Source organism: Bifidobacterium sp. LH_450 (assembly GCF_056356715.1).
In genome coordinates this window covers 166,141-187,358 of sequence record NZ_JBKEUU010000003.1, presented here as the reverse complement: position 1 = coordinate 187,358, position 21,218 = coordinate 166,141, and the positions used below count along the sequence as shown (strand labels likewise).

Below are 21,218 nucleotides of genomic sequence, written 5' to 3'. Positions count from 1 at the left end.
TGTTGGCGAGAAAAGGGCGCCCTGGAATATCGCCACTTGGTAGGAGCCGGGCGTGTTGGCGAGAAAATAGCCCCTGGAAATGTCGCCGGTTGGTATCCGTCTGGCGTGTTGGCGAGAAACTAGGCGTTCCCAACGTCGCCGCCACGCCATTGATGGGCATGTTGGCGACATGAGGTGGGGATGCAGGAAGTGGTGCGGGTCAGCGTTGCTGATTTCCTTGGGGTATTTTCTCAATAGCCATGTAGGTGGATTTAATTGGCTACCTCCTTTAGGCGTTTATCATTTAAATGAAGTGACGGAAGCGGAGAATGTCAATGGTGCGTATTCAGGATGCAGCGGCATGTGTGTTGCGTAATTGTCCAACGCTCGCCACTATGAAGATGCATAAGCTTGTCTTCTACTCCCAGGCGTTATCGCTTGTCGAACGTGGCGTACCTCTTTTTGATGATGATTTCCAAGCGTGGCGGAACGGCCCTGCAGCACCCTCTTTGTTTGCGATGCATAGACGCATGTTTCTGATTCATGATGGGGAATTGGATGGTGATGCGGATGCTCTGGACGCCGATGAAAAGAACATCGTGAAAAGGGTATGCGATGCATTGTGCGAGCAAACAGGAAATCAGCTGAGCCTGCGTACTCATCGCGAGGATCCTTGGAAGGATGCGCGTGGGGATATTCCTGATGTGCAGCGGAGCAATGCATTGATCAGCAAGCAATCGATGATGAAATATTATTCCGAGCATCCAGTGCTGTAGAAAAAATGCTGGGCCGAGAAAACTGGCCCGGCATTTTTCTATTGAAAAGACAACAGAATGCGTAAATGCGGGGTTATTGTTTGGGATGCGAGGGACGGGATTATTTCATTCTCGGCTGACGGTAAAGTGGGGACGGACTGACTGAAAAGGGGTTCTATGACTCGCGATACTGGGCTTGGGAACGGCTCGTACGGCAATAACGATGATGAAACCTATGGCGCAGGCGCATTGGGTGCCAATGCTGCGGGAGCTGGTTCCGGGGGTTCCGGAGGTGCCGGTGTCTACGGTGCGGTAAATAGCGGAGCAGGTGTTTCGGCAGATGGAGCAGGTGTTTCGGCAGATGGAGCCGGGGCTTCGACGGACGGGGCGGACTGGTTTAATGACGCGGAATGGGCGCGGCCGACACAGCATCATCACCACCATCACCATGACGAAGCCCATGCAGCCGATGATGGGACGGCCGACGGCGACGGATCCCACCATTCCGAGCATTCCGGGGAGAGGCGTACACGTTCTGCGCGTTCAGGCTCCGAGCATTCGCATTCCGAGCATTCGCATTCGGGGCATTCGCATTCCAGCCATTCCTCGGCGGGGCATTCGGGGGATGGGCACCGGAGGCGGCGCAAGAAGAAGAAAGTGTGGCCCTGGGTCCTCGGCATCGTTATCGTCGTCATCGTGGCGCTCGCCGCGGTGGCCGGAATCTGCGGCTCCAAGCTGTACTCGGAAGCCAAGGAAGTCCAGTCGCATGAAGAGAAGGCGCTGTCGCTGATGGGCAGCCTCTCGTCGGCGCAGAATCTTGAATCCTTCTCGGACCTGTCCGGAAAGATCGGCGAGATCCAAAACGAAACGAAAGCCGCCAACGACATCGCGCACGGTTCGCTGTGGAACATCGCCGCGAAAATGCCGTGGATCGGCGACGACTTCACCACCGTGCAGGGCATGACGGAAGTCGTCGAGGATCTGAGCAGCAAAGCGGTGCCGCAGTTCATGGACGTCGTCAGCTCGCTGGAAAACGCAACGCTGACGGACGCAGACGGGTCGCTGAATCTTCAGCCGATTCTCGACTCGCAGAAGAACATGGCGTCCGCGAACGAGGATTTGCAGCGGGAAGTCTCGAAATATGAGAACCTGCCGGAACCGAAGATCTCGATGGTGTCGTCCGCGTACGAAACCGGCAAGACGAAGCTGACCGGACTGGCGGATACCGTCAACCAGCTGTCGAATACGTTTGCAATGCTGCCATCGTTCCTAGGCGCCGATGGGGAGCAAACGTATGCAATCATGGCGGTGACGCAGTCCGAGCTGCGTTCGTCGGGCGGTTTGACCGGTTCCGTCGGCGAAATGACCACCGATGACGGGCATATTTCGGTTGGCGACTTCCGCTCCACGAACGAATACCTGGAGTACGGCCACGTTCGCGGCGAAATGACAACGGACGAAGCGAACGTTTTCACCGAAACCGGGCCGATGAAGATGTCGTTCGATATCCGAGACCTTTCGGCGCTGCCGGATACCTCGCATGTCGCCGCGGCGCTGCGGTCGATCTGGAACATCACGTCGTGGGGGCAGGGGACGACGCTGGACGGGCTCATCATCGCCGATCCCGTGTTCCTGCAGGAACTGGTCGGCATCAACGGCAACGTCACGCTGAGCAACGGAACGGTGCTGACGGGCGAAAATACCGCGCAATACCTGCTCAATACCGTATATATGGAGTACGGCAACGATAGCGAGGCAACGGACGCCGTGTTCCAGGAGGTCGCGGAGGAGAGCATCAGCAAGATGTTCGCGAACCTGAACGTTTCCAAGCTGATCAAGGTCGGCAGCGCGTTGAGCGAGATGGCGCAGGAGCGGCACTTCTCGATGTACTCGTTCAATGCCGATACGGAGAAAACGATTGCAGCCGCGGGCTTCACCGCAACGTCCCCGTCGAGCGAGGAGGATCCGGAAGTCGGCATCTACTTCAACGAACAGCAGGGTTCGAAGATGGGCTGGTACCTCGAGCGCAACGCGACCGTGCAGGAAACCTACTGCCGCGACGACGGAGCGAAGATGTACCAGGTGGAGTACACGATGAAGAACACGATGACCGAGGAGGAAGCCGCGACGCTGCCCACCTACATCACCGGCACCACGAAGGGTCAGGAAGGCTGGCTGCTGGAGAAGACGCTGATCTACGCGCCGGCGGGAGGCTCCATTTCCGGGCTGTCGATTACCGGAACGGGCACGTCCACCACGCCGCAGGAAGTGTCGATGGACGGGGCGACGCCGTATATGTCGGTGATCACCCTCAAGCCGGGGCAGTCGGTGACGATTTCGTTCAGCGTGCTCACGTCCGCGAAGGCGACGCAGACGCTCGGCATCGACCAGACGCCGCTCAACTACCCCGGAACGAACGTGACCGTGGAGAAGGGCGGCTGCAGTACGTCGTCGAAGTAAGTAGTAAGTAGTTAGCAGTTAGTAGTTAGTGGCTGGTCGGCCGCGGGCGGTCGTTGCTGCTTCTGTGCGAAGTGGGGACGCGTGCGCGGCGGGGCGGCGGCTGCTGCGTGTAGTAAGAGCGCGTGCGTGACGAAACGGCGGGGCTCCAACGTTTTTCGAGACGTTGGGGCCCCGCCGTTCTTTGGTGGGGTCCATTGCTTTGCTGGGCTGAGAGGGATGGCTGAAAGAGAACCCGCGCTGCTGTAACGGTAGAGCTGGGCGTGCAAATCATGCATTAGAGGTCGTGCAGATCATGCATTAGACCCTGCGTAAATCATGCATTAGGGTGTGCGGAAATACTGCATTAGGATGTGCGGAAAACATACATTAGAGGTTGCGTAAAACCTACATTAGGAAGCGCGGAAATCATGCATTAGCGGATGGATACTCACGGCTCTTCGGGATGAGAAGGAAGGTTTTCAAGATGGAGCACTGGTTAGGAAACACTGAAATTGCAAGTATTCTAGAGTGGTACAGAGCTATCAGTGGTTGCTGCGTGGATCCTGCACTAGGATCTGCGTAAAACATGCATTAGGATGTGCGTAAATCCCGCATTATGGTATGCGGAAATCATACATTAGAGGGTGCGGAAAACATGCATTAGGGGTATACTGAGGCGGTAGAAAGGAAGGTGGAAGCGTGATTACTCGGAGCATTCAAGGGCGGCTGGAAGAGTATGCGCGGCAATTCCGTGCCGTCAGCATTACCGGTCCCCGGCAGGCCGGAAAGTCTACCCTGGCGATGAAAACGTTCCCGGACTACGAATACATCTCCTTTGAAGAACCGGATGTTCGGGCGACGGCGCTGGATGATCCACGCGGCTTCCTGGATGAGCATCCGCGCCACGCGATCTTTGACGAAGTCCAGCGCGTGCCGGAACTTTTTTCCTATCTGCAGGGCGCAATCGACCGCGAAAACGAACCAGGCCAGTATATTCTTTCTGGCTCGCAGAATTTTCTGCTTACCAAGGGGATTTCCCAATCGTTGGCCGGACGTGTGGGCGTATTGAATCTGCTGCCATGCTCCTATTCCGAACTTAAAGAATCCGGTGTCAAGCTGGAAAATATCAACGAATATATTTTCCGCGGCGGGTATCCGTATCTTCATGGCGTAGCCGATAACCCTACGACGTATTTCGATTCCTATGTCGCGACGTATATTGAACGCGACGTGCGTGCGGAACTGGGTGTACGGAAAATCAGCGCGTTTCGACGGTTCCTTATCCAATGCGCGACGCGTATTGGATCGACACTCAATATCGCGCAGCTGGCGAACGATGCCGGTATCGACTCGCGGACGGCGAGCGACTGGCTGTCGGTGCTGGAAGCCAGTTATCTGGTGTATATGCTGGAACCCTACTCGAAGAATTTCGGAAAGCGTTCGGTGAAATCTCCGAAATTGTATTTCACGGATACAGGTTTAGCTTGCCAGCTGCTGAATATTAAATCCGTGGAACAGCTTGAATCCAGCGAAATGCGTGGCCATTTATATGAGAACGCAGTGATTATGGATTTCATCAAGGTGGCGCATGCTGCTGGAAAGGATGCCGATCTTTCGTTCTGGCGCGACGAACGGCAGAACGAAATCGACCTTATCGTCGAGCGCGGCGGGGCGATAGACGGAATCGTCGAAGTCAAGTCGTCGTCTACCTACCGGCCGAGCGCGTTCGCGACGATGGAGCGGCTGGCGCCGATGTTCGGCGTGGGGGAGGATCATCGCTACCTGCTGTACGCCGGCGACGAGTCGTTCGATACGCGCCATGGCCACGTCCTCGGCTTCGATTCCATTCCGCAGCTTGTGGGGGTGTAGCCGGGTTTCTCTTATGTCGCGGGTGGTGAGCTGATTTTTGGAGTCATCTAGAATGGATGCAGTGTTCTGGCCGTGGACTCGTAAAGGAAGGAGGAGCCATGGATGCCGCTGCGGTAAAGATTGCCGTTAAGAGACCGGTGCTGGATTGGATTCTGCGGATTGGCGATCGCTCCTCCTCTTCTTCCAGGGGCAGCCTGCGTGAACGGTTGGCGGGTGCGAAAGGCGAGACCGCGCCGCTTAGCGTAGACCAGATCAATGAACTGAGCCACGATCTCAATGTTCCGTTCGGGTATTTCTTCCTTGACGAACCGATTGACGATATTCCGGCGTTCGTGAAGCAGCGTACGGTGAAGAACCATGGGATGGCCGAGCAGCCGTCCCGCGAACTCGTCGATACCGTTCACCAGATGCGTGCCATTCAGGACTGGGCGCATGATGAGGCCATTGCCACGGATGAGGATCCGGTGGTCTTTGAGCGGCTGGAGCCGGGGGTGTCCATTGATGGGGCGGCTGGAAAGGTGCGCCGGTTTTTGCGGCTGGAACCGGACTGCTTCGCTGACGGGAACCTGTGCCGCGGCGACGGTGCATTCCGTTTCCTGCGCGGGCGTCTGGAGGAAAAGCGCGTCATCGTCATGATGAATGGGGTGGTGGGCGACAATACCCACCGGCCTTTGGATCCGAAGGAATTCAGGGCTTTTGCGCTGTCCGACGACTATGCGCCGCTGATTTTTATTAACCGCCGTGATGACTCCAGCGCTGCGCGGACGTTCTCTTTGCTGCACGAACTGGTTCATCTGATGCTCGGAGGCGATGACGTTCTTGCTCCTTCCGCGGCGGCTCCGGACTCTGAGCGCGTCGAGGTCTTCTGCAATGAGGTGGCCTCGGAAGTCGTTATGCCGGATAAATTGTTTGAGGCTGCTTGGGAAAAAGAGCGGACGGACGATGTCGGTTTCCGTGTAGTAATTGAGCGCGTGCGCCATATCTTCCCGGTTTCCTTGACAGCGGTGGCACTGCGTGCGCGTCGCCATGGATTCATTTCCCAAAGTGAATATGAGGAATTCGATGGGGAGATTGCAGCCCTGCAAAATGGCGGGGTGAATGGCGATCGCACTGGCGCCAGCGGAGGAGACTATTACAGAACCAAGCGCAGTCGTTTTGACGGAAGGCTGCTGGAAGAACTTGCCGCAAGCGTTGCGGAGGGACGCACTGAATATCAGGCAGCGTACCGGCTGACCGGAACGAACAGGGCGACGTTCGCGAATCTGGTGGAAGGGGCGGAACAATGACTTCAGAAAGTTCCGTGCTGTATCAACCAGAAATGACCGCAGTGCATAATGACTATCTCATTGATACGAATTCACTTATCACTGCCTATAACAAGTGCTATCGGATGTCCTTTAAATTCACGCAAGATGCTTTCTGGAATCCGCTGCAGGAGCTGATTGAAGATGGCACTATCGGCCTTCTCGACAAAGTATGGCGCGAAGCTTATGGCAAGAAAGAATCCGATGACCAGCTGAATACGTGGCTCGAAAAGGTGCAATCGCTGTGTATACCAACGGAATCGGATGGCGCAATCCTGGAGCAGTATCGGCAGGTTTTGAATTTAGTGACCAATTGTCCCGATCTTTTCCGGCAAGAGGCAGTTCAGGATTGGGTTCCCAAAAACATTGCCGATCCGTGGCTGATTGCAGCCGCTAAACATCGGGGCGCAAAAATCATCACCTTCGAGCGATATCAAAAAATCACCACCCCCGGGAAGCATCCGAAAATTCCCACGGTTGCGCGGCAGCTCGGCGTAGAATGCCTGACGCTGTACGATTTCATGGAGGAAAACGAACGATTCTAGGTGAGACAGGGGGGCCGTGGATTGTTTCAGCAGACGGTACGCGATGGCGAGCGATACCACTCCCTTATTTCCTCTACGGGGCAGCTGCCGATGGGGTTCGTCTTTGAAAAGTTACTGACCACCTTGACTGCATTGACGGGATGCTCGCATCGCCGATTGATGTGCTTAACGACCTCCGAATGGAACTTGGGGGAAGACTTTACTGATGTGAGGGCTCGAAGAGCATCATTTCTGAATGTGGTGGCATACCTTACGGTATGCCACCATGCATCGGTTAATGGTCGGCGTTCTTAGGCTTGTTTTCGCGGCTCTTCTTAAATGTTTCAGAGTCGATATAGTCGAGCATGCACTGAATAGACTCTCCTAATACGGCCTCATATTCATTCGTAAGTTTCTTGATTTTGTCGGGAGTCGCATTACCGCGATTGGGAAGGTTCTGGAATTCGTCCAGAATCCTCTTCTTCTCTGCGATGGATTCGGGATGATCGATACAATTCCTGACGTAGACGGGCAAAGGCTCTTTGACGATAGGAGGCACATTCAGCTTCTTATCAAGGCATCGACTATCAAGCCGCTCTTTCTCTCGAATGCATTCCTCGCCGTTGATTTTCCAAGCTCTCATTTTTTCAGCAACACTGCGCAATGTTTTGGCGCCAAGTTCCTTTTGGATGTATCCGAAGAGTTCGCTGTGAAACTCGGCGCTAGGAAGCTGGAAGGCGTAGTAGCTTATTGCTGCTAGCGATGGCGTACCGGTAGGGTGCTTTGTGAATTCCGTCTCGGATTTTATCCGTTCATCGCCATGCTGGACGATAAAAAGTTTTGTTCGTTTGCGAGAGATATCAGTATTGCGGACGCTTGCCAACCCCTGAAGTATGTAGGGGGAGTGCGTGGCAACCCAAAGCTGCTCGCTCTGTCCGATTTCTCCGAGCGCCCTCGATAGATTCATTTGACCTCGAGGGTGAAGCCATGTTTCAGGCTCGTCGACGCAAAGGAAGAGAGGCTTTACCGGGTGGCTAGGTGAATCATCGGTTTTGAATGCGCTTGTATGGAGCTGTTGGGCATACAGACGAATGGCAGCTAAGGCAATCGACCGCTGCAGCCCGCTTCCTTCTTCTTGGATAGAGGTATCGCTGCCGTTTTCGTGGAGAAGGATTTCGCCCATTTTTACGAAGATGTCACTCTTTGGTGAAGAAAAAGATAGTTTAATTTCTAGACTATCATCACCAAATTGATCCTGTGTAATCTTCGAAAGTGAGTCGGCTAAAGATGAGAGACGTTGACCAAATCCATTCTCTTCAGAGAAAGCCTTTCGGTGGGACTCGAGAAAGTCGGCCCATTCCTTTGATTCCTCAAATTCATTCTTGTTCTGCTCAATCAGCTTCCCTAGGATCTTTGTATTGGAAAAATCGAGTATGCTTTCGGGTGTGTCATCGACCCGGAAGAAAGTCGGGGAGAAAAGCTCTTGAAAGACGCTGGCTGGGATGCCGCTGATGTTTTTGAAGCCTTCTTCGGGATCCCAGGTCTCGATGATTTTCGCTTTGCTGTCCTCTGCAAAGCTCCGGCGGAAAGTAAGGCCGTCGTTCTGTATACAGTCCTTGATTGCGGCGCGCTTCTTCTCGTCTTTGACGAACTGAGCGACGGCTTCTTCGATGTTCCCCTCAAGGGTGATGACTACGTAGAACTCGTCACCCTCTGGATTCCGCGATTTAAGATTGTCGCAGTTTTCCCCTCTTTTTAAACCATTGTATAGGAAATCGAATGCGTTGAGCAGTGTGCTCTTTCCGGCGTTATTGTTGCCGACGAAGATATTGATACCTTCGCAGAATTCAATATTATGTTGTCCGCTGAATGATTTGAAATTGCATATCTCCATGCTTTTTATGTACATTTCGCTCCTTAATTGAAGCCCGGGAGGCGCTTCTCTGCTGCTCTCTAGATAATTGTGGCCATATTTAATAATGCCTGATGGCTTCTATAGTATGCCATCCTTGACCTGCGCTTGTCTACGGCACTGTATTTACGATTAAGCTGCTTAACGCTGTGAGGCATCGTTGAGGTTCTTTCGGGAATGGAGAGGGTTCGAGGGATTGTGTATTGATGTATGGCTCGTGAGAGGTTGTTTTTCGGTTGCGCTGGCGCCGTAGAGTCATTCTGAGTGTGCTCGGTTTATAGGAAAGGTTGTTCGAGCCGATAGTGCCAAACGCTTACGTTTCTCTACGGTATTTAATCTGGTAGCCGAGTTTTGTATAAGAAAGCAAAATCTGATTTGGTTATGGGTTCGCGGATAAGCTGGTATAACAAGGTTTCTGAGGACATGCGCGAGTTTGCGGAGAGATATAGTGATGTTTAGAATGGGTTGAAAATATTCTCCGATGGAGGAGGTGGCATGTTGGAGGCGCGCGAAGAAGCGGTGACGTATGAGCCGGGGCGGATTTTGATGGCCCGGCAGATGACCGGGGTCACGCAGCGGGAACTTGCCGCGAAGTCGGGTATTGGGCAGGGGCGGTTGAGCCGCCTGCAAAACGGCGTGCTGCCGCTGACGACGTCAACAATATCGATCATCGCCAAGGCGCTGGATTTCCCCGAATCCTTTTTCGCGGTGTCGGGCCAGGCGTTTCCGATGTCCGAATTGACCTACCGGAAAACCAGCAAGACGAGCATGCGGCTGCTGGCAGAAGTAGGAGCGGAATTCTCAGCACTGGAAGCAGCCGTCCAGCGGCTGAGGCGCAAGCTGCGCCTCAAGAACCGGGCGCAATGGATTGATGAGCTCGCGCCGCATGGCAACGCGCTCAGCGGCGAGCGCATTGAGCGGATTGCCGTGGATGCCCGTAGCGCGCTGGGCGTTCCTGTCTCTGGGGCGATCCGCAATCTTACGCGCAGCCTCGAACGGTCGGGCATCGTCGTAGCGCCCTTGTATTCCATTGGCGGCCACGGTGAGCTTCATCCCGACGGCGAGGGCATTTGCCGTCCCGATGATGACAACCCCATCATCGGCCATTTCGCTTTGGGGGCTCTTCCCGGCGCCCGGTTGCGTTTCGCCATTGCACACGAACTGGGGCACCTGATCCTACACCGTTATCGCAAAACGTTGTCGCCGCGCGTCATGGAGCGCGAAGCGCGTCGTTTCGCCGGAGCGCTGTTCTTGCCGCAGGAAGATGCCGAACGGGAGCTGTCGGCTGATTCCACGCTTCTGCAGTACGTGGACGTCAAGGCTGCATGGGGAGTGTCCGTAGCCGACACCATCCGCCGTGCATACGATCTGGGCATCGTGGACGAAAACCGCTACCAGTCTCTCAACATTCAGCTGACTTCGCGGGGCTGGCGCAAGAAGGAGCCGGTAATGGTGGAGAACGAGCGTGCCGTGCTGTTCCAGCAGATGATGCGCGCCGCTTACTCGGCCGGCTCGATAGACGAAGTTGCAACAGACCTGCCCATCGATTCGTTTGCCGCCGTCAACGAGCTGGGTATCCCCTTCCGCTACCTGGACTACTGGGCGGAAGGCCTCCGAGAGGAAGGGGAGGAGCTGGGGTTTCAGGAAACGCGGTTCCCGAAACGCAGTTGACGACATGCGGTCGCCTGTCTTGCAAGGGAATCGCTTGCTAGGGCGTAAACATTATCGGTCAGGCTACTTGTGCTTGCGAATGAGAGTGTGGGTCGATGGAACTAGGGGCGGCAGGTGAGGACGGTTAGGCCTAGGAGGGCGATGAGGGTGAGGGTGATGCCGGCGGCGAGCAGGGATGATGTTCCGGGACCGCCGGTCGAGGGCAGCATGCCCTCGGGCCTGTTTGTGATGGTGAAATCGAAGCTCAACTGTTCGTCGCCCCATACGTTGGTGGCGTCGATGGTGAAGGTGATTGGCGTGGCGTCAAGGACGTAGCCGTCCGGAGCCTTTATCTCCTTCAGCACGTAGAAGCCCCAGCCGAGCCCGGCCACGGTGATGACGCCGTTGAACGCGTAGGAAATGGTTTGGTCGCTGATCGTCGCCAACCCATTGTTGCCGAGGCATCCTGGCTGTCCCGTGCAATCGATGAAAGTCGTGGTCTTCGTCTGGCCGGTGTCCGACGTATACTCCAGTGTCCACTGCGCGCCGGGCAGAATCTGGGTGTCGTCTTCGGAGGAAACCTTCGTCCACTGAACCATCCCCAGAATGCGGTAGAGGACGATCTCTCCGCTGGCACCGTCGCCGGAAATCTTGATTATTCCAGCCGCCGACGTAACTTGAAAGCGGCGCCAATCCGCATCCATTGAGTATCCTCGCGGCGCTTCGGACTCGTGCAGGTAGTAGCCATTGACTGGAAGGTACTTTACCGAGAACGAACCAGGGGCCGGGTCGGTGTCGACGGCCCAGTTGTTGACGCTGGCAGCGGGGCAGACATCGACGCAATCTTGAATCGTTGCCAGGACGGTGTCCGGGCCGGAATTGTAGATATCCCATGTCGTGCCCGGCAACGCGGCCCCGCTCGTGCCGTCGATGACGCTCCAGACGACTTCGGTCGGCGCATCCGGAATCCACAGCACGCCGTCGCTGTCCGGCTGCAACTCGCCACTCCACGCCACTGCGCCATCGGAAACCGTGAACTCGAAGACGGTAGGGTTCAACGTGAAACCAGTCGGCGCAACCGTTTCGGTGAGAGAATAGGAACCGTCGGGTAGGTCCGCGACTTTGAAGTAGCCGGCGCGGGCGTCGGAGTCCTCTACCGTTGCCGACCTAGCGGACAGCGTTTCGTTCGCGGTATCAGTATCCGGCTGGGCGGCGGCGGACGACTGGGGCGAGGTGTTGTCTTCGATAGGGTAGTCGATGGTCGTCGCGTCGCCGTCGATGTAGCTCAGCGTCCACTGCGAGCCTTCGAGTGCGGTCTTGGACTCGGCTGTGTCGTTTTCGTCGTACTTTGCCCAGGCTACGTCAGCGCTCGCGGCGATGGTTGCGGGGGCGTCGTTGGCGGCGCCGCTGTTGTCGCTGTTATTGATGTGGAGCGGATTCGGGGATGAATTGGCGGCGGTACCAGAATCGGTGTCGGACTGACCGTTGGTGATGCTGCCGATGTCGCTGTTGTTGTCGGTGTCGTTGTCAGTGATGATGTTGTCGGCGTCGGGTTGAGCGTTGCTGGAACCGGATTGGGTGGCGTCGGCATTGATGTCGGCATCGGTCTGGACGTCACTTGTATCGGGTTGGGTGTCACCAGTGTTGGGTTGGACGTCGTCGGGGTCGGTCTCGCTGGGGCTGCTGGCCATGCAATCTGGGGCCGTCGTATCCGGTGTGCAGAGGGTGGCGTTGACGAGTTCCTCGGCGTTCGCGTCGGCAGCGTTGGCGAATAGCGGGACGATGGTGACGGTGGCAAGCGTGGCGACGATGATGGCGATGGCGATGGCGCGGCTGGAAATTCGGCGGGACTGGTGCGCCTGTGGAATGGTTGGGGCTTCTCTCATATTTTTCTCTCTGATCATGCATCCCTGATAGGCAGACGTAGATTCAAAATATAAGGTATGACGGACGGGAAGCGCCATAATGTCTCATTATGGTTTTGCCCACGCTCAATAGGGCCGCGCGGGTAGAGGGAATGGATGTGGCATGTCGCCAACACGCAGAGGAGAGGCGTGTTGGCCGTCTGAAACCGGGGCAGAATGTCGCCGATTCGTAGGGCACTGGCGTGCTGGCGCTATTTGGAAGCGCATTTATGTCGCCAACACACCCATTCTCTGCGTGTTGGCGACATTTTCCATCCTAGACGGGCTGCTGGTGTGGTTCCGGGTAGCCCCCTCCTCACCCATAAGGTGGATGAGATAAAGGAATGGGGCGAGCCAACCGTCCAATCAGCCTCGTCTATAAAGGCGACTGAATACGTCAGGCGGCGGGGGCGCAGGTGCGGCGGCGGGCGGCGTGGACGCCGCGGGGGGTGGCTACGGCGTCGGCGATGGCGGCGATGGCCATGCCGATCTGCTCGTGGGCATCCTCGAACGCGTCGAATTCCTTGCGGAACGGGTCGGCGATGTCTTCGGTAGCGCCGACCATCGGGCGCACGAGCGAGGACTGCGCGAGCACCGACTCGATGCGCTCCTGCAGCGTGTCGCCCTTCACCAGGCCCTCGGCCGCGCAATACTCGCACAGCGCGGCGAAATCGTTGAGCGTCGACGTCTTGCGTCCGACGGTCGGCGCGAGGGACACGATCTGCTTCTGCTGCTTCTTCGAGAAGCACAGGATCAGGTCGCTTTCGCGCGCGAGCTGCGGCGTGAGCCGCTTGGAGCGGAACGCCGAGGAGTCGATGCCGTCGGCGGCCATCAGCTTGCCGCTGGACGGGTCGATTTCATGGTCGATCAGACCCTGCGTGCCCGCGGAGTCGACGACAAGCCCCTCCTCGCCGTCGAAAAAGCGGGGGAACAGCAGCTCGCCCATCGGCGACCGGCAGATGTTGCCGGTGCATACAAACAAAACCTTCATCGGCGTTCCTTCCTATCGATACTTTCAAAATATAAAGGAAGCTCCCTACCGTTGGTAGGGAAATAGGCAAAGGTGACGATTTTATTTACAAAGCCATCGAAATCTTGTTTTTCGTTGACGAAAGTAAAGTATTAGCAAGCTGCGATTTTGAAAAATAGATGGGGGGGGGGTATTGTTGGTGCGAGAAGGCACTGCAGTCGAAAAAGGGTTTTGGTTCAGGAATCTTCCAGTTAAAAACGTTAGGTTGGGTTGCTGAAAACGACTCACTGAAATTGCAAAAACCTGAGGTTTAAATTAAGCTGGTATTTACTTGAACGACGACGAAAGGAAGTGTTAGATGTCGTTGCTGCAAGGTTTTGAGGCCGTGAGCCCAGCCGTCACCGCCGGAAAGTCCGTGCTTACCGTCACGGACGCGAGCCTCCATTTTAATAAGGGAACCGTTCTGGAACTGGGCAATCCGGAATATATCAAGTTCTATATCAACGCAAAGGCCAAGCAGTTCGCCATACAGCCGTGCGCCGGCGACGATGCGAACGCCATTGCGTTCTGCAAGCCCGGCAGCCCCCGCGCTTCGGTGACGCTGAAGACGCCCGTGCTGCTGGAAGCGATGAAAAAATATTTCCAGTTCGAGGAAACGCCGGAAGACCAGATCGCCTTCGCGTCGATGCACGGCACGTCGTTCCTCGACGATAAAGCAGTCGTATTCGACGTCAATGAAGCGACGTACGGCATCATGAAGAAGCGCGGCCGCAAGAAGGCAGCCTGAGCTTTTTCCCGCTATAAAAACGAACCCCCGCCGAGAACCAGGCGGGGTTTCTTTATGTCCGGATGCTGGCGCGGCTGCGGAAAGCGCTGCTGGACGGTAGGGGGGGGGGAAAGAACTCCTCGCGGATTACGATGCTGGCGGAACTGCGGAAAGTGCTGCTGGACAGGAGGGGAGTGCGGAAAGCGCTGTACAGAAAGTGACGTCGCTGGAAAATAGTTAACGGGATCGCTTTCGGAAAACGGAGCAAAAAAGTGAGGGACCGTTAGGCGACGGTCCCTCACTTTGCGCTCAATAATCTTTAGTAGCAGTGGTTGGCGAGCCAGTAGTTGTACGCGCCCTGGATGGAGCCGTAGCGGCTGGCGCAGTAGCTCCAGAACCACTTGAGCTGGGTCTGGTAGTTGGTCGCCCAGTCGGCGCCGGCGGAAACCATCTTGCTTCCCGGAAGCGCCTGCGGCAGGCCGTACGCGCCGGAACTCGGGTTCGTCGCCGTGACCGACCAGCCGGATTCGCGGCTGATGATGTAGACGGTGGCCGTGAAGTCCGCTTCGGTGTAGCCGTTGGCGAGCAGGTAGTCGTGCGCCCACTGCTGCATCTCGCCGACGGGCGTCGTCGTGCCGATCGTGCTGGCGGCGGAGTTCGCGCTGGAACCGGAGTTCGAGCTGGAACCCGATGAAGTGGACGGCGCCGTCGCGACCTTCGTGCCGACCAGGATGACCTTGTCGACCGGAGCCGTCTTGACGTACGAAGTCAGCGTGTTCGACGACAGCACGGTGCCGCCGGCGCGCGTAACCAGATTCGTCTTCTCCAGCGTGCCCGCCTTGCCTTCGGTCTCGACCTTCTCGGTGCCCTTGGCGAGGTTCGGATCCTCCTTGCGGATAACGTTGTATGCGATGTCTTCGTCCACGGTTTCGATGACGGCGCCGGCGCGGTTGATCGTGATCGTCGTTGATTCGTCAACGGCCGTCGACAGCGACGGGGTGACGGTGTCGTCAGGTTCGAGCGTGATGTCGGCCGCGTCCAGCACGGACTTCACGTTGGTGAAGTCGGTGCCGAGCACCGTCTGCGACGCGCCGTTGATCACGACCTTGACGGAGGCGGTGTCGCCGCCCAGCGCATCGCGCGCGTTGCCGCGGGAAGCGGCCTGCGGGTCGGTGGCGGAATAGGCGGTCTCGGTGGACGTCGGTTCGGCGGTCGTCGCCGTGGCATAGAAAGAACGCGTTACCACGCAGCCGGTCACCACGAGGGCGACGGCTGCAATCGCGGTGCAGATGCGGATCCACTGACGCTTGCTCAGCGAGCGCAGCGTAGGGGCGCCTACCTTGCGATGGTTAGCCATTCTGCTCCTAAAATCTCGACTACAGTTCCTCGGCTGGTTTGTCGCTGCCGCAACGGGGCCGCAAAACTTTCGCGGAACTTCCCGCGAACTTTCGCGGAGCTCCTTGTGGAACCTCCCGCGAACTGCCGCGGAACGGCGGTTCCGTTTCGTTTTTGCTGGCTACCGAATCCCTTCGGCTCTTCCGTCTGCGGTGCGACGCGCTGGACCCCGCAGGGCCCCTGCCGGAGCGCACTTGCACAAGATTATACTGCCTCGCGCAGTCTTCTTGCCGTATCCAACCGCCAAACGGCCCCTTTTCATTCGCCATTGCTGGTGATTGCGTGGGATTTTCACATTTCCCGCCACATTCTCCTGCATTCCCGCTGCCATCGCTGCGAAGAATTTTCCCCTGCGATTCCGGCGCCGACTTCGGCCGCGTTTCCGGCGCCTTCCCCGTTACGTTCCTGTTGCCTTTCTCGATACATTCCCCTTGATATCCCCGCTGTGTTCCGGGCAAAGAAAAAGCCTCCCGAGGGAGGCTTTGTGAAGGTTTTCCGCTTCGTGCGAAGCGCCGTCTATCTTGACTGGAAAATATCCGGCAACGAACGTATCGGCGCGGCGCTGGAAGTGCTGCCTTGTGGTAGGCCTATTGGGCGAGCCTGCAACGAACATGCCGGCGCGGCGCTCCGGCGCTGGAAGCGGGACGTTACCTGTTACTGCTGGTTCTGCTGGGCGGCGGCTTCGGCGAGCGCGGCGTCGACGTCCAGCTTCTTGGCCTGGTCGATGATGCTGTCGAGGTCGGAAGCGCGCAGCGCGCCAGCCTGCTGGTAGACGATGTGGCCCTTCTTGGCGATCATCAGCGTCGGCACCGCCTGGATGCCGGCCGAGTTCGCGAGGTCCTGGTTCTTGTCGATGTCGACCTTGCCGAAGTAGATGTCCGGGTTCTCGTCGGACGCCTTTTCGAAGATCGGGCCGAACGCGCGGCACGGGCCGCACCAGGTCGCCCAGAAGTCGATGAACACGAGCTCGTTGTCGGCGATGACCTTCTCGAAGTCGGCGGAAGTGATCTCATGAGCTGTCATAATGCGTTGCTCCTTCTTGTCGGAAAGCTTTCAAAGCCTTGCAGAGCCGCCTCGCGAAGTGTCCTCGCGAAGTCTCCTCGTGAAGTCTCCCCGCGAAACCCTGCAAAGTCTTGGCGGAAGCTGCCGGCGGCGGCTTCCCCGGGTTCCTCGCTCGTTGCGTCCTCCTCAAGCGGCGCGGCGCCCTTACGTAACGAACCTACCCGCTTTCGCCGCCGTTTCCTAATCTATATGCCGGCAGGGGAACGGCAGCGTTTTCCCAGCCCCCTTTGCGCAATAACAGGTGGGGGGGGGTAGCGGGTAGTCGCTCGAGTGAGTGACTGGCCGGGTGACCGGGTGACCGGCTGGCTGGGTGGCGGCCTGGCTGGCCATTCGGGTGGTGGCCACTCGGGTGGATGACTGGTTCGTGCTCCTCTCTCTACATTCCAGTCGCTGACGAACCCTGAACGACTGGAACGTGCTGCCCTATCTACGTTCCAGTCGCTGACGGCGCCCAAGCGACTGGAACGTAGATTTCTTGATACTTTCCAGTTGCTGGCGGGGCGTGAGCGACTGGGATGTGGAAATTTCGGAATACCTCGGTCGGTGGCGACGTCACTGACTGGGCTGTGAATCTTTTTCCATTTTCCAGTTGCTGACGGTCGCTAAGCGACTGGGGTGTGGAGGCCTTGATATTTTTCAGTCGCTGGGAGCGCAGGCGACTGAAAAATAAAAATCTCGATATTTTTCAGTCGCTGACGAACCCTGAACGACTGGAAAATATCGTTTGGTCCACATTCCAGTCGCTGGCACCCCGTGGGCGACTGGAAAATATCGTTTGGTCTACATTCCAGTCGATGGCGCTCCGTGGGTGACTGGAATGTATTATTTGGTCTATTTTTCAGTCACTGACGAGGCGTGAGTGACTGGAAAGTAGATTTTTCGGAATGTTCCAGTCGGTGAGGGCTTGTGGGTGACTGGAAAGTAGATTTTTCGGAATGTTCCAGTCGGTGAGGGCTTGTGAGTGACTGGAAAGTAGATTTTTGGGAATGTTCCAGCGGGACAGGGGGAAAGGGGCGGAAGGCAGGGAAAGGGGAAAGGGGCGGAAGGTAGGGGCAGGGGAAAGGGGAGGAAGAGGGTGGTGGGAATGGGTTGGCTGTTTATAATGGGGGGATGCAGGTTCTGAATGACGAAGTGCCGGATGAAGGGGATTTCGACGCGGGGCGGCGCCGCGGCGAGTTCGACAACATCACGCCGGAAGATTTCATTGCCGGCGGCTCGGGCCACGGCAATCCGCCCGGCTGGCTGGGGCCGGACGACATCGAGCGGGCGCGGCGGCAGGTGCCGATGGTCTATGTCGAGGTCGTGCCCGCGCGCATCGACGACATGGGGCGCGTCACGAACGTGGGCACGCTGCTGCGCGTCAGCGAGGAAGGCTCGATCGTGGAACGCACCGTCATCACCGGCCGCGTGCTGTACCACGAGTCGTTGAGGGAAGCGATCGCGCGCAACGTCGCCAAGGATCTGGGCGACCTGGCGCTGCCGATGCTGCCGCAATGCCTGCAGCCGTTCTCGGTCGCCGAGTTCTTCCCGACGCCGGGAGTCAGCGAATACTACGATCCGCGCCAGCATTCCATCGCGCTGTGCTACGTCGTGCCGATCGCCGGAGACTGCGAGCCGCAGGACGAAACGATGGACGTCGAATGGGTGGACCCGCACAGCGACGCCATCGCCGAGCTGGCCGGGCAGATGGTCAACGGCCACGGGCGCATTTTCCGCCAGGCGCTCGCATGGCTTGATCTGTAGCCGATTTGCAGCTGGCGTTCGGACGCCAGATTTCAAGGCTGGCCGGATCCGAACTTGAACGAAGCCTGAGTCCCGCCGGCGCAGCCAGTGCGGAAGGTGGCAACCGGGCGGCGCTTGGGCCGCTGAGGTGCCTATAATTCCAGCAGACGATTCCGGTAGGGCAGAAAGGCGGACTGAATGACGTTTCCGATTGCCAACCATACGTACCGCGACGGCGAGGGGATGCCGCTGATCTTGCTGCATGGCTTCCCGGTCGACCACCGCATGTGGCACCTGTGCGCGACGGCGCTGATGGAACGCACCGACGCGGACGGCTCGCCGGCCTTCCCGATCTGGGCTCCCGATATGCCGGGAGCGGGCGCCGGGGAGCCGGTGCCGGAAACGGAAGTGGGAACGATTGCAGCCGACGGCGCCTATGAAGACGCGATGGACCTGCTTGCCGATGCATACGTTTCCATGCTGCATGACGCCGGCTACGAGCGCGCCGTGTGGGCGGGGCTGTCGATGGGCGGCTACGTCGCGCTCGACATCGCGCGGCGGCACCCCGAAGCGGTGGCCGGCCTCGCGCTGCTCGACACGAAGGGCGACGCCGACAGCCCGGCCAGCCGCGCCAACCGGCTCGCCATCGCCGACGAATGCCTGGAAACGCAATCCACCGCGCCGGTCATGTTCTTCACCGACGTCAACGACGGCGACTCGAGCGTCAAGCGCTCGCAGCGCTACATCGACCAGTTCACGCAGTGGATTGCCGAGCAGAGCCCCGAAGGCATCGCATGGCGCGAGAAGATGGCGGCCGGCCGGCCCGACCTCAACGACGTGCTGCCGGCCGTGCAGGTTCCGGCCGCCGTCGTGTGCGGCCTGAACGACCCGTCCAGTCCGCCGGCCGTCATGGAGCCGATTGCCCGCGCGATGGAGCAAAGCCCGGATGTCGCCGTCACCGAAATCGAGGACTGCGGCCACTTCTCCGCCTGGGAACGCCCCGAGGAAGTCGCCGGCGCGCTGTTCGACCTGATGGAGCGTGCCCGATGAGCCCGTTCACGCTGTCGTTGACCCAGACCCTCCCGTTCCTGCCGCTCGCGCAGGGCGACATCGACTATGAAGTGGAGCGCCGCGCCGAAACCGGCCTGATCGAATCGGTGCTTGCCGAACCGGCCACGTCCGTCATCCTCGTGCGCGACGGTTTGCTCGCCGTGCCGCGCGGCCAGGCGAACATCGTGCGCCATAGCGCCGTCAAGATGCGCCTCGCCACGCTGCCCGGCGCCTACGTCGCGCGCGAGCTGCCGACGCACCCCGGCGCCGTCGCGATGTACCTCGGCTCGTACGGCGGCGCGCGCAACGAACGCGTCGTCGCCGTCGACATCACCGCCGTCGCGCCGGTCGCCGGCGTCGCTGCGGGCCCCGTCGACGCCGAATTCGACGAGACGATGGACGTGCGCGAATCTTCCGGAGCCGACAGCGCCTCGCTGCTCGAGTCCGCCATCGACCGCTTCGACTGGGTCGACCTGCGCGGCTTCGCGCCGCACGCCACGGCCCGCGAAGCCGGCCAGGCGACCACCGCCGTGTGCCTGGGCCGCTGGCACGAAACGCAGCGCCACTGCCCGGCCTGCGGCGCGCCCGTCGTCGCGTCGATGGCCGGCTGGGCCCAGCAGTGCACGAACGAAGCCGATGGCCTGCGCACGCTGTTCCCGCGCATCGAGCCGGCCGTCATCGCCACGATCGTCGACGCCAACGACCGGCTGCTGATCCAGCACAACCGCGAATGGAACGACCCGGCGCTGTATTCCGTTTCCGCCGGTTTCGTCGAGGCCGGGGAGAACCTCGAGCACGCCGTGCGCCGCGAAACGTTCGAGGAAACCGGCGTGCGCGTCGGCGAGGTCAAGTACCTCGGCTCCCAGCCGTGGCCGTACCGCGCGTCGCTGATGATGGCGTTCAAGGGGTGCGCCCGCTCGACCGACATCCGCGTCGACGGCACCGAAACGGTCGCCGCGCGCTGGGTGACGCGCGACGAATACACGGCGGCGCTCGCCGACGGCTCCATCCACGCCCCCGGGAAGGCGACGATTGCCCGCTACATGATCGAGGAATGGCTGGGCCGTCAGCTGTAACCGTTTGCTGCACTGCAACCGTTCGCAACCGGCATCGCCGTGCGAAACGGCTGCCAGCGTTTGCAGTGCGGTCTGGAATATTCCAGCCTGGAAAATATCACAGTCTGAAAGGCGGATTGCACTCTCGGGAGGAAGGATTGCAGTCTGGAAGATATTGCAGGCTGGGAGGATTTACGCCGGAATGTTCCAGACTGGACGGCTTAGCTGGAAGAAGAGTTTGCCCGGCGGACACGTCGCGCCGTTACGCTGGGAAGGGACGGCAAGCAAGAAGGAAATCTTGAATAGGGAACTCAAGAGGAAATCTTGGACAGGGAATCTGGGCAAAAGAACAGGGAACCTGAATAAACAGGGGACGTGAACAAAAGAATATGGGCCCTGAACAAACAGGGAATCTGAAATAAAAGGAGATTGCGATGGCCGATGGCAATGCGCTGGGACTCGACGTCCCGCGGCACCTGTGGTATTCCACCGATCATGTGTGGGTCAACGACGCGTCGGAACCGGCGACGCTCGGCATCACCGAATACGCGGCGGACCAGCTCGGGGAGATCGTGTTCGCCGACCTGCCGGCGGTGGGGACGCATGTCGATGCCGGCGAAGACCTGCTGCAGCTGGAGTCCGCGAAGTCGGTCGAGCCGGTCATTGCGCCGGTCAGCGGAACGGTACGGTACGTCAACCCGGCCGTCGAAGCCGATGCAAGCGTTGTCAACGACGATCCGTACGGCGAGGGCTGGCTGGTGAAGATCGAAATCGACGACGAAGAGCAGGGGCTGCTGGAAGCTGAACAGTACGAGGAGATGATCCGCAAAGGGTGACGTTTGCGGCCCGGCTGGGCGCTGGG

16 protein-coding genes are annotated in these 21,218 nt (G+C 58.5%); 11 read left to right on the top strand and 5 right to left on the bottom strand.

Annotation, left to right across the window (positions count from 1 at the left end; genetic code table 11):
* The first annotated feature begins 374 nt into the window (after positions 1 to 374).
* The 5 genes from AC1AXT_RS05500 (at position 375) to AC1AXT_RS05480 (ending at position 6,891) form a co-directional block, all read left to right on the top strand.
* Positions 375 to 755 carry a Panacea domain-containing protein gene (locus AC1AXT_RS05500; RefSeq protein ID WP_476541403.1) on the top strand — a complete coding sequence of 127 codons (381 nt, stop codon included), beginning with the start codon at positions 375 to 377 and terminating at the stop codon, positions 753 to 755.
* Between the two features lie 636 nt (positions 756 to 1,391).
* Complete coding sequence (locus AC1AXT_RS05495; RefSeq protein ID WP_476541402.1) at positions 1,392 to 3,194, top strand: DUF4012 domain-containing protein; 1,803 nt, start codon at positions 1,392 to 1,394, stop codon at positions 3,192 to 3,194.
* Positions 3,195 to 3,872: 678 nt separating this feature from the next.
* Positions 3,873 to 5,042, top strand: a complete 1,170-nt coding sequence (locus tag AC1AXT_RS05490) for an ATP-binding protein (protein WP_476541400.1) — start codon at positions 3,873 to 3,875, stop codon at positions 5,040 to 5,042.
* Between the two features lie 98 nt (positions 5,043 to 5,140).
* On the top strand, positions 5,141 to 6,328 hold the full coding sequence (locus AC1AXT_RS05485; RefSeq protein WP_476541398.1) for an ImmA/IrrE family metallo-endopeptidase: 1,188 nt from the start codon (positions 5,141 to 5,143) through the stop codon (positions 6,326 to 6,328).
* A complete protein-coding gene (locus tag AC1AXT_RS05480; protein WP_476541396.1) occupies positions 6,325 to 6,891 on the top strand; it encodes a DUF4411 family protein in 567 nt (188 codons plus the stop codon). The genes AC1AXT_RS05485 and AC1AXT_RS05480 overlap by 4 nt, the downstream gene beginning before the upstream one ends.
* Positions 6,892 to 7,165: 274 nt before the next feature.
* Here the strand turns inward: AC1AXT_RS05480 and AC1AXT_RS05475 are convergent, their stop codons facing one another.
* Positions 7,166 to 8,779 (bottom strand): ATP-dependent nuclease, encoded by a 1,614-nt coding sequence (locus AC1AXT_RS05475; RefSeq protein WP_476541394.1) that lies wholly within the window; start codon positions 8,777 to 8,779, stop codon positions 7,166 to 7,168.
* 498 nt (positions 8,780 to 9,277) lie between these two features.
* Between AC1AXT_RS05475 and AC1AXT_RS05470 the strand changes: the two genes are divergently transcribed.
* Entirely contained in the window at positions 9,278 to 10,453 is a 1,176-nt protein-coding gene (locus AC1AXT_RS05470) for an XRE family transcriptional regulator (protein WP_476541392.1), read from the top strand.
* Between the two features lie 101 nt (positions 10,454 to 10,554).
* Here AC1AXT_RS05470 and AC1AXT_RS05465 read toward each other — a convergent pair whose 3' ends face one another.
* A complete protein-coding gene (locus AC1AXT_RS05465; protein ID WP_476562936.1) occupies positions 10,555 to 12,336 on the bottom strand; it encodes an MSCRAMM family protein in 1,782 nt (593 codons plus the stop codon).
* A 397-nt stretch (positions 12,337 to 12,733) separates the two neighbouring features.
* A complete protein-coding gene (locus AC1AXT_RS05460) occupies positions 12,734 to 13,327 on the bottom strand; it encodes an arsenate reductase/protein-tyrosine-phosphatase family protein (RefSeq protein ID WP_476541388.1) in 594 nt (197 codons plus the stop codon).
* Between the two features lie 337 nt (positions 13,328 to 13,664).
* On the opposite strand from AC1AXT_RS05460, the gene AC1AXT_RS05455 reads away from it, so the two are divergent.
* On the top strand, positions 13,665 to 14,093 hold the full coding sequence (locus AC1AXT_RS05455) for a hypothetical protein (RefSeq protein ID WP_476541386.1): 429 nt from the start codon (positions 13,665 to 13,667) through the stop codon (positions 14,091 to 14,093).
* A 298-nt stretch (positions 14,094 to 14,391) separates the two neighbouring features.
* Here the strand turns inward: AC1AXT_RS05455 and AC1AXT_RS05450 are convergent, their stop codons facing one another.
* Complete coding sequence (locus AC1AXT_RS05450; protein ID WP_476541385.1) at positions 14,392 to 15,429, bottom strand: aggregation-promoting factor C-terminal-like domain-containing protein; 1,038 nt, start codon at positions 15,427 to 15,429, stop codon at positions 14,392 to 14,394.
* 692 nt (positions 15,430 to 16,121) lie between these two features.
* Positions 16,122 to 16,490: a thioredoxin gene (trxA, locus tag AC1AXT_RS05445; protein WP_476541384.1), complete on the bottom strand. Its 369-nt coding sequence runs from the start codon at positions 16,488 to 16,490 to the stop codon at positions 16,122 to 16,124.
* Positions 16,491 to 17,639: 1,149 nt separating this feature from the next.
* Between trxA and AC1AXT_RS05440 the strand changes: the two genes are divergently transcribed.
* From AC1AXT_RS05440 to gcvH, 4 genes are all read left to right on the top strand, one after another.
* Positions 17,640 to 18,272, top strand: a complete 633-nt coding sequence (locus AC1AXT_RS05440) for an NUDIX hydrolase family protein (protein ID WP_476541382.1) — start codon at positions 17,640 to 17,642, stop codon at positions 18,270 to 18,272.
* A 177-nt stretch (positions 18,273 to 18,449) separates the two neighbouring features.
* Positions 18,450 to 19,301, top strand: coding sequence for an alpha/beta fold hydrolase (locus tag AC1AXT_RS05435; protein ID WP_476541380.1), 852 nt, complete (start codon positions 18,450 to 18,452; stop codon positions 19,299 to 19,301).
* The gene (gene nudC / locus AC1AXT_RS05430) at positions 19,298 to 20,377 is read left to right on the top strand and encodes an NAD(+) diphosphatase (protein ID WP_476541379.1); all 1,080 of its coding nucleotides are present in this window, start codon (positions 19,298 to 19,300) and stop codon (positions 20,375 to 20,377) included. Before AC1AXT_RS05435 ends, nudC begins: the two co-directional genes overlap by 4 nt.
* A gap of 413 nt (positions 20,378 to 20,790) precedes the next feature.
* Positions 20,791 to 21,192: a glycine cleavage system protein GcvH gene (gene gcvH, locus AC1AXT_RS05425; RefSeq protein WP_476541377.1), complete on the top strand. Its 402-nt coding sequence runs from the start codon at positions 20,791 to 20,793 to the stop codon at positions 21,190 to 21,192.
* Positions 21,193 to 21,218: the final 26 nt, after the last annotated feature.

Excerpts from the sequence above, each read along its gene's own strand:
- AC1AXT_RS05480 (WP_476541396.1), top strand. The coding sequence starts at position 6,325 with ATGACTTCAGAAAGTTCCGTGCTGTATCAACCAGAAATGACCGCAGTG.
- AC1AXT_RS05455 (WP_476541386.1), top strand. The coding sequence starts at position 13,665 with ATGTCGTTGCTGCAAGGTTTTGAGGCCGTGAGCCCAGCCGTCACCGCC.
- AC1AXT_RS05500 (WP_476541403.1), top strand. The coding sequence starts at position 375 with ATGAAGATGCATAAGCTTGTCTTCTACTCCCAGGCGTTATCGCTTGTC.
- AC1AXT_RS05470 (WP_476541392.1), top strand. The coding sequence starts at position 9,278 with ATGTTGGAGGCGCGCGAAGAAGCGGTGACGTATGAGCCGGGGCGGATT.
- gcvH (WP_476541377.1), top strand. The coding sequence starts at position 20,791 with ATGGCCGATGGCAATGCGCTGGGACTCGACGTCCCGCGGCACCTGTGG.
- AC1AXT_RS05465 (WP_476562936.1), bottom strand. The coding sequence starts at position 12,336 with ATGATCAGAGAGAAAAATATGAGAGAAGCCCCAACCATTCCACAGGCG.
- AC1AXT_RS05460 (WP_476541388.1), bottom strand. The coding sequence starts at position 13,327 with ATGAAGGTTTTGTTTGTATGCACCGGCAACATCTGCCGGTCGCCGATG.
- AC1AXT_RS05475 (WP_476541394.1), bottom strand. The coding sequence starts at position 8,779 with ATGTACATAAAAAGCATGGAGATATGCAATTTCAAATCATTCAGCGGA.
- AC1AXT_RS05485 (WP_476541398.1), top strand. The coding sequence starts at position 5,141 with ATGGATGCCGCTGCGGTAAAGATTGCCGTTAAGAGACCGGTGCTGGAT.
- nudC (WP_476541379.1), top strand. The coding sequence starts at position 19,298 with ATGAGCCCGTTCACGCTGTCGTTGACCCAGACCCTCCCGTTCCTGCCG.
- AC1AXT_RS05440 (WP_476541382.1), top strand. The coding sequence starts at position 17,640 with ATGCAGGTTCTGAATGACGAAGTGCCGGATGAAGGGGATTTCGACGCG.
- AC1AXT_RS05435 (WP_476541380.1), top strand. The coding sequence starts at position 18,450 with ATGACGTTTCCGATTGCCAACCATACGTACCGCGACGGCGAGGGGATG.
- trxA (WP_476541384.1), bottom strand. The coding sequence starts at position 16,490 with ATGACAGCTCATGAGATCACTTCCGCCGACTTCGAGAAGGTCATCGCC.
- AC1AXT_RS05450 (WP_476541385.1), bottom strand. The coding sequence starts at position 15,429 with ATGGCTAACCATCGCAAGGTAGGCGCCCCTACGCTGCGCTCGCTGAGC.